Source organism: Pseudomonas sp. UF-293 (assembly GCF_058245595.1).
On sequence record NZ_JBSICA010000012.1, the window covers coordinates 112,602 to 125,312 of the forward strand.

The 12,711-nt window shown below is 60.6% G+C and carries 10 protein-coding genes; 4 read left to right on the forward strand and 6 right to left on the reverse strand.

What is annotated here, in order from left to right; all coding sequences use genetic code 11:
* Window positions 1-1,177: 1,177 nt before the first annotated feature.
* Both AC4IHP_RS15515 and AC4IHP_RS15520 read right to left on the reverse strand, forming a co-directional pair.
* Window positions 1,178-1,552 (reverse strand): DUF6124 family protein, encoded by a 375-nt coding sequence (locus tag AC4IHP_RS15515; RefSeq protein WP_460124163.1) that lies wholly within the window; start codon window positions 1,550-1,552, stop codon window positions 1,178-1,180.
* Window positions 1,553-1,967: 415 nt separating this feature from the next.
* Window positions 1,968-2,936: a LysR family transcriptional regulator gene (locus AC4IHP_RS15520; RefSeq protein ID WP_460124166.1), complete on the reverse strand. Its 969-nt coding sequence runs from the start codon at window positions 2,934-2,936 to the stop codon at window positions 1,968-1,970.
* Between the two features lie 265 nt (window positions 2,937-3,201).
* Between AC4IHP_RS15520 and AC4IHP_RS15525 the strand changes: the two genes are divergently transcribed.
* The 4 genes from AC4IHP_RS15525 to AC4IHP_RS15540 all read left to right on the forward strand — a co-directional run bounded on the left by AC4IHP_RS15525 (window position 3,202) and on the right by AC4IHP_RS15540 (window position 8,100).
* Window positions 3,202-4,701, forward strand: coding sequence for an efflux transporter outer membrane subunit (locus AC4IHP_RS15525; protein WP_490832095.1), 1,500 nt, complete (start codon window positions 3,202-3,204; stop codon window positions 4,699-4,701).
* A 139-nt stretch (window positions 4,702-4,840) separates the two neighbouring features.
* Window positions 4,841-7,033: an FUSC family protein gene (locus AC4IHP_RS15530; protein ID WP_490832096.1), complete on the forward strand. Its 2,193-nt coding sequence runs from the start codon at window positions 4,841-4,843 to the stop codon at window positions 7,031-7,033.
* The gene (locus AC4IHP_RS15535) at window positions 7,023-7,223 is read left to right on the forward strand and encodes a DUF1656 domain-containing protein (protein ID WP_041479478.1); all 201 of its coding nucleotides are present in this window, start codon (window positions 7,023-7,025) and stop codon (window positions 7,221-7,223) included. Before AC4IHP_RS15530 ends, AC4IHP_RS15535 begins: the two co-directional genes overlap by 11 nt.
* A gap of 10 nt (window positions 7,224-7,233) precedes the next feature.
* Window positions 7,234-8,100 (forward strand): efflux RND transporter periplasmic adaptor subunit, encoded by an 867-nt coding sequence (locus AC4IHP_RS15540; protein WP_400556018.1) that lies wholly within the window; start codon window positions 7,234-7,236, stop codon window positions 8,098-8,100.
* A 45-nt stretch (window positions 8,101-8,145) separates the two neighbouring features.
* Here AC4IHP_RS15540 and AC4IHP_RS15545 read toward each other — a convergent pair whose 3' ends face one another.
* The 4 genes from AC4IHP_RS15545 to AC4IHP_RS15560 all read right to left on the reverse strand — a co-directional run bounded on the left by AC4IHP_RS15545 (window position 8,146) and on the right by AC4IHP_RS15560 (window position 12,670).
* Complete coding sequence (locus AC4IHP_RS15545; protein ID WP_490832097.1) at window positions 8,146-9,453, reverse strand: NHL repeat-containing protein; 1,308 nt, start codon at window positions 9,451-9,453, stop codon at window positions 8,146-8,148.
* A 174-nt stretch (window positions 9,454-9,627) separates the two neighbouring features.
* On the reverse strand, window positions 9,628-10,452 hold the full coding sequence (locus AC4IHP_RS15550) for an SDR family oxidoreductase (RefSeq protein ID WP_490832098.1): 825 nt from the start codon (window positions 10,450-10,452) through the stop codon (window positions 9,628-9,630).
* 35 nt (window positions 10,453-10,487) lie between these two features.
* Complete coding sequence (locus tag AC4IHP_RS15555; protein WP_460124183.1) at window positions 10,488-10,952, reverse strand: multidrug transporter; 465 nt, start codon at window positions 10,950-10,952, stop codon at window positions 10,488-10,490.
* A gap of 266 nt (window positions 10,953-11,218) precedes the next feature.
* Window positions 11,219-12,670: a mannose-1-phosphate guanylyltransferase/mannose-6-phosphate isomerase gene (locus tag AC4IHP_RS15560; RefSeq protein ID WP_315435692.1), complete on the reverse strand. Its 1,452-nt coding sequence runs from the start codon at window positions 12,668-12,670 to the stop codon at window positions 11,219-11,221.
* Window positions 12,671-12,711: the final 41 nt, after the last annotated feature.

Below are 12,711 nucleotides of genomic sequence, written 5' to 3' on the forward strand. Positions count from 1 at the left end.
GCTGATTACGGTTCCGCCCTTACGGCGGGTCACCTTTTTCAAACGCCAAAAAGGTAACCCAAAAGGCTTGCTCCTACGTTCGGCCCTCGCAGGCTCGGGTCCCTTCGCTCCGGGATCGATCCGGGCGCAGCGGCTACGGTTTGCTTCGCTGCACCTCCTTCCGCTGTGTCTGGCTGCGCCAGACGGTCGCTGCGCTCCCACGCCCGGATCAATCCCTCCACTCAGCCTTCCGACGTCGCCGGTGGATCAAGATCAAGAGCGGTACTCGAGCTTGCGCTCATTGTTGAGTGGGGCGGCTTCGCCGCGGGCAGCTGCGCTGCTTTGCTTTGCTTTGCTTTGCTTTGCTTTGCTTTGCTTTTGCTTTTGCTTTTGTGGGAGCGAGCCTGCTCGCGAAGGCGGCCTGACAGCCGACCTGTTTCTCGCTGATGTACTCGATTCAAACTGTGGCAGCTGGCTTGCCAGCAAAGGCGGCCTGACAGCCGACTCGTATCTTGCTGATGTACACGACCCAGAATTGTGGGAGCGAGCCTGCTCGCGAAAGCGTCTTCACTGCCAACCTATCTCTGCCAGATCCACCTTGTCCCTGTGGCAGCTGGCTTGCCAGCGAAGGCGGCCTGACAGCCGACTCATATCTTGGCTGATGTACACGACCCAGAATTGTAGGAGCGAGCCTGCTCGCGAAAGCGTCCTCATAGCCAACCTCGCTCTGCCAGATTCCCCCTGTCCCTGTGGGAGCTGGCTTGCCAGCGAAGGCGGCCTGACAGCCGACACCTATCTTGCTGATGTACACGACCCAAAATTGTGGGAGCGAGCCTGCTCGCGAAGGCGTCTCCTCTGCCAACCCATCTCTGCCAGATTCACCCCGTCCCTGTGGGAGCTGGCTTGCCAGCGAAGGCGGCCTGACAGCCGACTCCTATCTTGCTGATGTACACGACCCAGAATTGTGGGAGCGAGCCTGCTCGCGAAAGCGTCCTCATAGCCAACCCATCTCTGCCAGATTCACCCCGTCCCTGTGGGAGCTGGCTTGCCAGCGAAGGCGGCCTGACAGCCAACTCATATCTTGCCGGTGTACACGACCCAGAATTGTGGGAGCGAGCCTGCTCGCGAAAGCGGTTTATCTGACACCTCGAATATTGAATGTGCCGAAGCCCTCAGGGTCGAGCTCGCTCCCACAGGGTCAGCTACGTGTCGGCGATTGATGGATTTCGTAATTATCCAGCACCCGATTCACTGCCAGTTCCGCGAGCATGATCACCTGCTGGATGGCCAGTATCGTGTGTCGTTGGGGGCTGTCGACGTAGGCGGCGATGTCGCTGCTCATGATGCTCGCCGAGGCGAGGGATTCGCAGGCGTGGGCCAGCAGGCTTTCGTTGTCCTGGTCGGGGGCGACCTGGAACATGGTGCTGGGTCTGTGGCTTTGTTGCGCGGTGGTGGCCGGTTTGAGGTAGTGATCCAGCGCACGCTCGGCGGCGTCGTGGAGTTTCGTTGAGTCGGGGGATTGGTAGGGTGAGGTGCTTTCGGATTCGGGGGGATTGGGTGTGGGCTTGAACATGGCAAAGATCCTTTTGGATTAATGGAGCTGCCATTTTTCGTTTTCCAGGCGAAAGGGGTGGCAGCTGTACGCGGACTGGAAAAACCGGCAAAGGATCAAACCCGGCAGACCCGAAGGTCTCCCACGTACAGCCGCCATAACTGAATACCGGCGCTGAAAGAGCGCGGCATTATGTCATGCGCTGTGATCCTGCGGGTTTTCCAGACCCGGTCGCTGATTCGTCAGCAACCACCAAATCCTAGCCACCGCACTTCCGACGGACAACCTGCAAAACCTGTCGGAAACTTCCCCGTAAACACCACGATGTAGGAGCTGCCGTAGGCTGCGATCTTTTGATTTTTAAACAGCAAGATCAAAAGATCGCAGCCACGTTGCACTCGTCAGCTGCTACAGGAAACCTGCGAGTGTTTAAAACTCAGGTGGCGACGCGGGCGCCAGCCAGGCTCCCGGTCAGTTCATACGCAACCAGTTCCGCCTGATGCGCCGCCAGTATTTCCGGCAACGATCCGCGTAAATACTCCACCCAGGTCTTGATCTTCGCATCCAGGTACTGCCGCGACGGGTAGATCGCGTAGAGATTGAGTTCCTGCGAGCGGTAGTTTGGCATTACGCGCACCAGGGTGCCGTTGCGCAGGCCTTCGATGGCGGCGTAGACCGGCAGCACGCCGACGCCCATGCCGCTGGTGATCGCGGTTTTCATGGCGTCGGCGGAGTTCACCAGGAATGGCGAGCTGTTGATGGTGACCGTTTCCTGGCCGTCCGGGCCGTCGAAGGCCCATTTCTCCAGCGGGATCACCGGGCTGACCAGGCGCAGGCAGGCGTGGTTGAGCAGGTCGCTGGGTTTCTGTGCGGCGCCGTTGGCTTTTACGTAGGCCGGCGAGGCGCAGACGATGCTGTAGGTGATGCCCAGGCGTTGCGAGACGAAGCCGGAATCGGGCAGTTCGCTGGCCAGCACGATGGACACGTCGTAGCCCTCGTCGAGCAGGTCCGGCACGCGGTTGGCCAGGGTCAGGTCGAAGGTCACGTCGGGGTGGGTCTTGCGGTAGCGGGCGATGGCGTCGATGACGAAGTGCTGACCGATGCCGGTCATGGTGTGTACTTTCAACTGCCCCGCCGGGCGCGCGTGGGCGTCGCTGGCTTCCGCCTCGGCTTCTTCGACGTAGGCGAGAATTTGTTCGCAGCGCAGCAGGTAGCGTTTGCCGGCCTCGGTCAGGGCGATGCGCCGGGTTGTGCGATTGAGCAGACGGGTTTGCAGATGGGCTTCTAGGTTGGAGACCGCGCGCGAGACGTTGGCGGTGGTGGTGTCGAGTTGCACGGCGGCGGCGGTGAAGCTGCCCGCTTCGGCAACACAACTGAAGGCGCGCATGTTTTGCAAAGTGTCCATGGGGTGCTCTCAAGGGAGATGGCAAATTGTGACACGAAGTTTCAGGGGCTGAGACCCCCGACCAAGGGATTATCTCGTTAACCGTAACAAAGATTCACAGAAATCCCAGCTTATCGCCGCAGAGGCACCTCCATAGAATTGCGCCGATCCCTGTAGGAGCTGCCGAAGGCTGCGATCTTTGTCTTTAAAAAGATCAAAAGATCGCAGCCTTCGGCAGCTCCTACACAAGTCCCTCGATCTATCCCTCTCTCAGGAATTCGCAGCTGTGCCGCCTCGCATCAACAGAGCGCTTTTGCCGCTCAGTGTTCTGGCTTTAACCCTGGCTCTCGGCGGCTGCATCTCTACCCAAGGCATTGCCCCTCACGGCGAGACGCTTGCGGCTGATTCACTGGCCACCGACGCGGCCATTGCCGAGGCTGCCAAGGACGCCCACTGGCCCAGCGCACAATGGTGGCGAGCATTTGGCGATGCGCAACTCGATCACTGGAGCGACCTCGCCGTGCAAGGCAGCCCGAGCATGGCCATGGCTGCTGCGCGGGTGCGTCAGGCCAAGGCCATGGCCGGTGTTGCCGAAGCGGCCGAGGCGTTGCAGATCAATGGCGAGTCGACCCTCAAGCGCCACAACTGGCCGACCGATCAATTCTACGGCCCCGGCGATCTGGCCAACACCACCACGTGGGACAACAACGCCGCGCTCGGCTTCAGCTACGCCTTGGACCTCTGGGGCCGCGAGCGCAATGCCAGTGAACGCGCGGTGGATCTGGCCCATGTGAGCGTGGCCGAGGCGCGACTGGCGCAGCTGGAACTGCAGAGCAATCTGGTCCGCGCCTACATCGAGTTGTCGCTGCATTACGCCCAGCGCGACATCGTCGCGGCGACGCTCCAGCAGCAACAGCAGATTCTCGATCTGGCACAGAAACGCCTGAGCGGCGGGATCGGCACGCACTTCGAAGTCAGCCAGGCCGAAACACCGCTGCCGGAGACTCATCGCCAGCTCGATGCGCTGGACGAGGAAATCGCCCTGAGTCGCAACCAGATTGCTGCACTCGCTGGCAAAGGCCCTGGCGCTGCTGCACAGCTGCAACGGCCGACGCTGTCCCTCGCGACGCCATTGAAACTGCCCTCGGCATTGCCCGCCGAACTGCTCGGCCAGCGTCCCGACGTGGTCGCCAGTCGCTGGCAAGTGGCGGCGCAGGCGCGCGGCATCGATGTCGCCCACGGTGGTTTCTACCCCAATGTCGACCTGGTCGGCAGCCTCGGCTACATGGCTACCGGCGGCGGGGCGCTGGAGTTTCTGACCGGCAAGAAACTCAACTACAACGTTGGCCCGGCGATCTCGTTGCCGGTCTTCGACGGCGGCCGCCTGCGTGGCGAATTGGGCGAAGCGGCGGCCGGTTATGACATCGCCGTGGCGCACTACAATCAGACGCTGATCAACGCACTGAAGAACATTTCCGATCAGTTGATCCGCCGCGAGTCGATGGACAAGCAGCAGGACTTCGCCGCCGAATCCGTGGCCGCAGCGCAGAAGACCTACGACATCGCGATGATCGCCTATCAACGTGGCCTCACTGATTACCTCAACGTACTCAATGCGCAGACGTTGCTGTTCAAACAGCAGCAAGTGCAGCAGCAAGTGCAGGCGGCGCGGTTGAGTGCGCATGCCGAATTGGTGACGGCGCTCGGCGGCGGCCTCGGAGCGGGTGATGACGTGCCGACAGCCGAGCAGACCCAGGCCCCGAAAACCCCGGCGCTTCTGCGTTGAACACAGCATCCAGTGTGGGAGCGAGCCTGCTCGCGAAGAGGGCGTATCAGTCAATGAACATGTTGCCTGAGACTGCGCTTTCGCGAGCAGGCTTGCTCCCACAGGTTTCGAGTCCGGATTGCATGCCTGAGTATTTTCAATGACCTCCTTGCCCGCCCCTCTACGCTGGCTCCACTCCCTGGAATGGCGTCGCGGTTTTTTCGACTGGGCACGCAGCGATGGCGTGACCTGGGTGTATATCTTCAAGGTGTTGCTCGCCGCGTTTCTCACCCTGTGGCTGGCCATGCGCCTGGAACTGCCGCAACCGCGTACGGCAATGATCACCGTGTTCATCGTCATGCAGCCGCAGAGCGGTCAGGTGTTCGCCAAGAGTTTTTATCGCTTGCTCGGCACGCTGGCGGGGTCGGCGATGATGGTCACGCTGATCGCTTTGTTCGCGCAGAACACCGAGCTGTTTCTCGGCTCGCTGGCGATCTGGGTCGGCATCTGCTCGGCCGGTGCCGCGCGTTGCCGCAACTTTCGCGCGTATGGTTTTGTTCTCGCCGGTTACACCGCAGCGATGGTCGGTCTGCCGGCGCTGGCGCACCCGGACGGCGCCTTTATGGCGGCAGTCTGGCGAGTGCTGGAGATTTCGCTGGGGATTCTCTGTTCGACGCTGATCAGCGCGGCGATTCTGCCGCAAACCGCCAGCGCGGCAATGCGCAACGCCTTGTATCAGCGCTTCGGCGTGTTCGCCTTGTTCGTCACCGACGGCTTGCGCGGGCGCAGCAAAGCCGAGGCGTTCGAGGCCAGCAACGTGCGTTTCATTGCCGAAGCCGTGGGCCTGGAAGGACTGCGCAGCGTGACCGTGTTCGAAGACCCACACATGCGCCGGCGCAACGGTCGGCTGAGTCGTTTGAACAGCGAGTTCATGGGCATCACCACGCGCTTCAACGCCTTGCATCAATTGCTTGAACGCCTGCGCGGCAATAGCGAAGAACATGTTGTTGCGGCGATCAAACCGGGTCTGCAGGATCTCGCCGAAGTGCTCGACGGCTTCAGCGGTCGCGCCCTGACCAGCCCCGATGCGGCACGTTTGGCCACCGCGCTTGCGAGCTACAAGGAAGGCTTGCCCGCGCGGGTACGCACCTTGCGCGGGATCTTTCAGGACACGGGGCCAAGCGAAGCCGAACAACTGGATTTTCACACCGCCTACGAATTGCTCTATCGCTTCGTCGATGACCTGCACAGTTATGCACAGACCCACGCTTCACTCGCTGATCATCGCCACGAACGTGAGCGCTGGGACGAGCCTTTCACTCCGCAAACCAACTGGTGGGCGGCAGCCGCGTCGGGAATTCGTGCCTCGTTCATCCTGATTGTGCTGAGCAGTTACTGGGTGGCCACGGCGTGGCCGAGCGGGGCGACCATGACCCTGATCGCCGCCGCCACCGTCGGCCTGTCCGCTGCCACACCGAACCCCAAGCGCATGGCCTTTCAAATGGCCTGCGGGACTTTTCTCGGTGCACTGATCGGCTTCGTGGAGATGTTTTTCATCTTCCCCAGGATCGATGGATTTCCTTTGCTGTGCGTAATGCTCGCACCGGTCATCGTGCTCGGTTCGTTTCTCGCTTCACGACCGCAATACGCCGGTGTCGGATTGGGCCTGCTGATTTTTTTCAGCACCGGTTCAGTGCCGGACAACCTGACGATCTACAACCCCTACACCTTCATCAACGACTACATCGCCATGGTCATGGGCATGCTCGTGTGTGCGGCGGCGGGGGCGATCATTCTGCCGCCGAACAGTCGCTGGCTGTGGCAGCGCCTGGAGCAGGACTTGCGTGGGCAAGTGGTCTACGCGATCAGCGGCAAACTCAAGGGCCTGGCCTCGCGTTTCGAGAGCCGCACCCGCGATCTGCTGCATCAGGCCTATGGCCTCGCGGCAGGGCAGCCGAAGGTACAAAAGAGTCTGCTGCGCTGGATGTTCGTGGTGCTTGAAGTCGGCCACGCGATCATCGAGTTGCGCAAGGAGCAGGCGATCCTGCCGGTGCACCCGGCGTATGCCGAATCGCAGCCTTGGCGCCAGGCAATCCGCGTGATGGGGCGTGCGCTGGTGCGTCTGTTTCTGCAGCCGAACGCTAGCAATCTTGAGCGCGCACTGGTGGCGGTCGACCACGCGATCAGCCGCGTTGCCGCCACCGATGAGCCGTTCGCGCCGCACTTTGATACCTCGGCGTTGCGCCGGGTGAAGAGCTATCTGCACTTTATCCGCACCTCGCTGCTCGACCCGCAATCACCCCTGGCCGAATTCGCTCCCGCCCGGCCCGAAGGACTCACCCATGCCTCGTGAAATTGCCTTCCACGGCGTGTACATGCCGACCATGACCCTGATGTTTTTTGTCGCTGCGGGACTGGCCTGGGCGCTGGACCGCTTCCTTTCGGGGTTCGACCTGTACCGTTTTTTCTGGCACCCGGCGCTGCTGCGTCTGAGCCTGTTTACCTGTCTGTTCGGCGCCATGGCGCTGACTGTCTACCGTTGAGAACATCTTGATGAAAAAGTTTTTCAGCCTGCTCGCGACCCTGCTGGTGCTGGCCTTGGCGCTGTGGATCGGCCGTACGCTGTGGGAGCACTACATGAACACGCCGTGGACCCGCGATGGCCGCGTGCGCGCCGACATCATCAACGTCGCCGCCGACGTCACCGGCGAAGTGGTTGAAGTGCCGGTGCGTGACAACCAGCTGGTGAAGAAGGGCGATCTGCTGATGCGCATCGACCCCGAGCACTACCGCATCGCGGTCAAGCAGGCGCAGTCACTGGTGGCTTCGCGCAAGTCGACCTGGGAAATGCGCAAGGTCAACGCCCACCGCCGCGCCGACCTCGACAATCTGGTGATCTCCAAAGAGAACCGCGACGACGCCAGCAACATCGCTGACGCCGCGCTGGCCGATTACCAACACGCCCAGGCGCAGCTTGAAGCCGCCGAACTCAACCTCAAACGCACCGAAGTGCGCGCCGCAGTGGACGGCTACGTGACCAACCTGAACGTGCATCGCGGCGACTACGCGCGCATCGGCGAGGCGAAGATGGCCGTGGTCGACATGAATTCATTCTGGGTTTACGGCTTTTTCGAAGAAACCAAACTGCCGCACGTCAAAGTCGGTGACCAAGCCGACATGCAGCTCATGAGCGGTGAAGTGCTCAAGGGCCATGTCGAAAGCATTTCACGTGGCATCTACGACCGCGACAACCCGGAGAGCCGCGAGCTGATCGCTGACGTTAACCCGACGTTCAACTGGGTCCGCCTGGCGCAGCGCGTGCCGGTGCGGATTCACATTGATGAGGTGCCGGAAGGAGTGTTGCTGGCGGCAGGGATTACTTGCACGGTAGTGGTGAAGCAGGACCTGGCAGACAATTGATCGACCGGGTCGCCCTTGAACCGGGCGACGCGGTGATCCTGCCACCTACTGGGCAATGTTGTAGCGATACAGACAGCCCACAGGGTTTTCCGGATTGATGTTCAGGGCAACCACCAGTTTGCTCGGGTCCTGCTGATAATGAAGTGTGGAGAGTGGTAGCGTGGGTACGTCCTCGCGAATGATGCTTCGCCCATCATAAAAATCAGGGCTGTAGTTGCCGTCACTGGATATCAGGCAGCCGACAAAATTGCCCGCTTCGTCTGCGCCGGAGAACACCAGGTTATGGTTGAAAGTTGCATGGTCCGTCCAGTTAACCACTCTGTTGTCGCCGAACTCCGGTAGAAGGGGCCGGGTAATTTCGCCGCCATTGATCTCGTAGTCTTTGCCGCCTTTTTCGTCGAAGGCGATCAACATGCCGAATTGATTAGTCCAGATGTTGGACTTTTTGGTGTAGCCAGATGCCGTAAATTTGCCAGGGGCTCGCTGCTTTACGGTATGCAGTTCGGCACCGCGGGAACTGGGATCTACCACCAGAAAACCGGGTCTTTGCGGTTCGCCGAATGCCTGGTTGAGCGTGCCATCCGCGTTCAACATTACGATGAGACCAGCCGAGTTCAAGTCGTTGTCTCTCTTTTCGTAGCCCGCGAATAACAAGCGTCCGTCATCCAGTACGCATCCGTCGCTGAGGGAGCTGACAGAGCTCGGCTGGATGCCGACGATTTCAACGCAGCCGTTTTTGCCGAATGCGTTCTCGGGTTGGCCCTCAGCGTTGAATTTGTACAGAAACGCCTTGTACAACTTCACATTGAATGGAGCACCGGTGTAATGATCCACCCCAACTACCACGCTGTTATCGGGTAACGCGAGTACGAACCTGGGCCCTTGTATTACGGGCCACGGCGCTTGGGTATGGTTGATGATGACTTGGCCATTGTCGCCAAATTCGGTCACTCGGTTGCCCTTGCGGTCAAGGCATAGAATCGCTGGGAACACCTCGCCCGCCTTCCCGTTGGTGGTGCTGCCCGCCATGAACAATCGTCCGTCGTTGCCTGCGGCAATCGGCCCGCCAGCGGCCTGCTCATTGGGAAAAAACGATCCCGTGACTCGCCCTTCGACCCCGAACGTCAGGTCGACGGCACCCAAGTGGTTCAGCTTCGAAATGAAGAAGACACCCTTGTCGAAGGTACTGGTAACCATCAGCGATTTATCATCCAGCAGAGCCGACCCGGTCAGCGGGCGAGACCTTGTCGGGTCATCGCGGAATATGTCGTCCAGTCGAAGTTTGCCCTGGCCACTTCCCCATGTAGCGTCGATTGTCGCCCTGATGTTCGCGGCTTTGTTTACGGTTGTCATACACGTCCCTGCGCTGGTAGCTGTGAGGTTGTTTGCTCGCCGGGCTATGACAAGGTCTCAACCATGCGCTCACCGGGCCTGGACTCACAGTAGGCCTTCCTTCGAGGGTCGCCTACTGTCAACTCTGACAGGTCTGGATACCGTTGGTCTCACTATGGAGGGTGACGGTGAGTGTCAGAGTTGTGCGCGCAAGCCGAAGCGCTTCATCAAAGTCGATTCCAGCAAAGCTTTCGGCAACAACGCCGCCAACAACGGCAACGCCCGGCTGCCATTGCCGATGCGCACCAGCCTTGGCGGCTTGCTCTGTTGCACAGCCATCAACAGCTGCGCAGCAAATTCAATCGCCGGTGTCGGTTTATCCTGCGATGCCTTGGCCCGTGCGCGAATGCCTTCACGCAGCGGAAACCATGGTGATTGCTCGTTGATCAACTGCTCGGCTTCATGCCCGGCATTCTTTGCGAAACTCGATTCGATCGCGCCGGGCTGGACTTCCATCACGCGGATACCGAACGGCGCCAGCTCCATGCGCAGGGCATCGCTCAGCGCATGCACCGCCGCTTTCGAGGCGCAGTAGGCGCCGGCGAATGGCGTGACCAAGACCCCTGAAACGCTGCCGATATTCACCACCAGACCTTTGGCCTGACGCAGCAGCGGAAACAGCGCGCGGGTGACGCCGATGATCGAGAAGACATTGGTCTTGAACTGGCGCTGCATGGCCGCTACACCGCCGTCGAGCAACGGCCCCATGGCGCCGTAACCGGCGTTGTTGATCAATACGTCGAGGCCGCCGTGTTGCTGGTTGAGGCGCTCGACGAGTTGTTCCAGCGCGGCGCCATCGTTGACGTCCAGCTGGATCGCGGTGAAACCGGCGGCGCTGAGCGCGGCGACGTCTTGCGTCTTGCGCGCACTGGCCCAGACTTCGTATCCGGCCGCTTTGAAGGCATCGGCGAGGGCGCGGCCTATGCCGCTGGAACAACCGGTGATCAACGCAACGGGCATGGCGCATTCCTTATGCAAAAAATCGGAGGAGGGGATCAGTCGGAGAAACTGCCCTGCAAATGCTCGGCGCGAAACTCCAGGGTTTGCGGGCGATAGCCGGGGCGTAGCGGTGGCAGGGGCAGACAGTCCTCCCATTCGCCGCCGGCCTGCAATTCGCCGGGACCGCGATAGCGTGGCGCGGTGTATTGGTTGTCTGCCAGGTTGACCGTATCGCCCGGGGCGTAGGCGGCGATGCGCCAGCGCAGTTCGGTCAGGGGCACATCATTGCCGTTTTTCATTTTCAATTGCAGCGGGCGATCGGCTGGGCATTGTTCCGGGGCATAAGCAATACGCATCTCAAGGCGCGCCAGTTGCTTGATTTCGCGGTTGTCCAGCCAGACGACCCACATGGCCACGAAGCCCAGGCCAATCGCCGCCGCCACCGACACCGGCAGGGCCTTGGCCGGATAGCGCAACAGCAGGATAAGCCAGGTGATGACCAGCAAAATGCCGATGAACATGTCGCACAACCTCGAGAGAGAGAGGGTCATCCTACCTAAGCGTAGGTGAGGTTGGCGATGGGCATCGGGACTTGCGGTGTCTGACCGGGCCTCTTCGCGAGCAGGCTCGCTCCCACACTTGAAACGCATTCCCCTGTGGGAGCGAGCCTGCTCGCGAAGAGGCCAGTTCAGACGACACAGAGTTCGAGCAAAAAAAGCCCCCGCCCAGCCCGCTGCGGATAGGGAACGCAACGGGCTGGACGAGGGCTTCTCGTTTTAGCGATCGATTACTGCGCGATGGTCTTCACCGACACGCCGCGTTCGATCGGGGTGGAGCGGCCGTAGATATCTTCGAAACGCTCGATATCGTCTTCACCCAGGTACGAACCCGACTGCACTTCGATGATTTCCAGCGGGATCTTGCCCGGGTTGCGCAGGCGGTGCACCGAGGCGATCGGGATGTAGGTCGACTGGTTTTCGGTGAGCAGGAACACGTTTTCGTCGCAGGTCACTTCGGCGGTGCCGCTGACCACAATCCAGTGTTCGGCGCGGTGGTGGTGCATCTGCAGCGACAGGCACGCGCCCGGCTTGACCGAGATGTGCTTGACCTGGAAACGCCCGCCCATGTCCACCGAGTCGTACGAGCCCCACGGACGATAGACTTCGCAGTGGTTCTGGGTTTCGCTGCGGCCCTGCTCGTTGAGCGTGTTGACCATCTGCTTGACGCCCTGAACCTTGTCCTTGTGGGCAATCATCATCGCGTCTTTGGTTTCGACCACGACGATGTTTTCCAGACCGATCACCGAGACCAGTTTGCCGTTGCCGTGGATCATGCAGTTCTTGCTGTCCTGAATCACCACGTCGCCTTTGCTGACGTTGCCGTTGGCATCTTTCTCGTTGACTTCCCACAGCGACGACCAGCAGCCGACATCGCTCCAGCCGGCGGTCAGCGGCACTACGCAGGCGCGCTGGGTTTTTTCCATCACCGAGTAGTCGATGGAGTTGTCCGGGCAGCAGGCGAAGGTGGCTTCGTCGAAGGTGATGGTGTCGGCGTCCTGCTGGCTGCGCTCGAGGGTCAGCAGGCAGGTGTCGTAGATGTCCGGATCGTGCTTTTTCAGTTCTTCGAGGAAGCGGCTGGCACGGAACAGGAACATGCCGCTGTTCCAGTAGTAACCGCCGGATTCGACGTACTCGGTGGCGCGCTTGACGTCCGGTTTTTCGACGAAATGCGAGACGCGGCTGACGCCTTCGGGCAGCAGCGAATCAGCAGTGGATTTGATGTAGCCGTAGCCGGTTTCCGGTTTGGTCGCCGGCACGCCGAACAGGACCATTTCACCGTTTTCCGCAGCGACGGTGGCCAGGGCCAGCGCGCGTTGCAGGGCTTTCTGGTCTTCCAGCACGTGGTCGGCCGGCAGCACCAGCATCAGTTCGTCACGACCTTCATTGACCAGCATCATCGCGGTCAGGGCCACGGCCGGCGACGTGTTACGGCCGAACGGTTCCATCAGGATGCGCTGGCATTCCAGATTGCGCGCGGCCAGTTGCTCGTTGACGATGAAACGGTGTTCCTTGTTGCAGACCACGATCGGCGTGTCCATGCCTTCGAACACCAGACGCTCGAGGGTTTGCTGGAACAGCGTGTGTTCGCCGGTCAGGGCGAGGAATTGCTTGGGGAATTGCTTGCGCGAAAGAGGCCACAGACGCGAACCGCTACCACCTGACAAGATCACCGGAATCATAATGTTTACTCCATAAAATGCAGTTGAGAGCTGCAAGCTGC

Excerpts from the sequence above, each read along its gene's own strand:
- AC4IHP_RS15515 (WP_460124163.1), bottom strand. The coding sequence starts at position 1,552 with ATGTTCAAGCCCACACCCAATCCCCCCGAATCCGAAAGCACCTCACCC.
- AC4IHP_RS15520 (WP_460124166.1), bottom strand. The coding sequence starts at position 2,936 with ATGGACACTTTGCAAAACATGCGCGCCTTCAGTTGTGTTGCCGAAGCG.
- AC4IHP_RS15530 (WP_490832096.1), top strand. The coding sequence starts at position 4,841 with ATGACCTCCTTGCCCGCCCCTCTACGCTGGCTCCACTCCCTGGAATGG.
- AC4IHP_RS15535 (WP_041479478.1), top strand. The coding sequence starts at position 7,023 with ATGCCTCGTGAAATTGCCTTCCACGGCGTGTACATGCCGACCATGACC.
- AC4IHP_RS15540 (WP_400556018.1), top strand. The coding sequence starts at position 7,234 with ATGAAAAAGTTTTTCAGCCTGCTCGCGACCCTGCTGGTGCTGGCCTTG.
- AC4IHP_RS15545 (WP_490832097.1), bottom strand. The coding sequence starts at position 9,453 with ATGACAACCGTAAACAAAGCCGCGAACATCAGGGCGACAATCGACGCT.
- AC4IHP_RS15550 (WP_490832098.1), bottom strand. The coding sequence starts at position 10,452 with ATGCCCGTTGCGTTGATCACCGGTTGTTCCAGCGGCATAGGCCGCGCC.
- AC4IHP_RS15555 (WP_460124183.1), bottom strand. The coding sequence starts at position 10,952 with ATGTTCATCGGCATTTTGCTGGTCATCACCTGGCTTATCCTGCTGTTG.
- AC4IHP_RS15560 (WP_315435692.1), bottom strand. The coding sequence starts at position 12,670 with ATGATTCCGGTGATCTTGTCAGGTGGTAGCGGTTCGCGTCTGTGGCCT.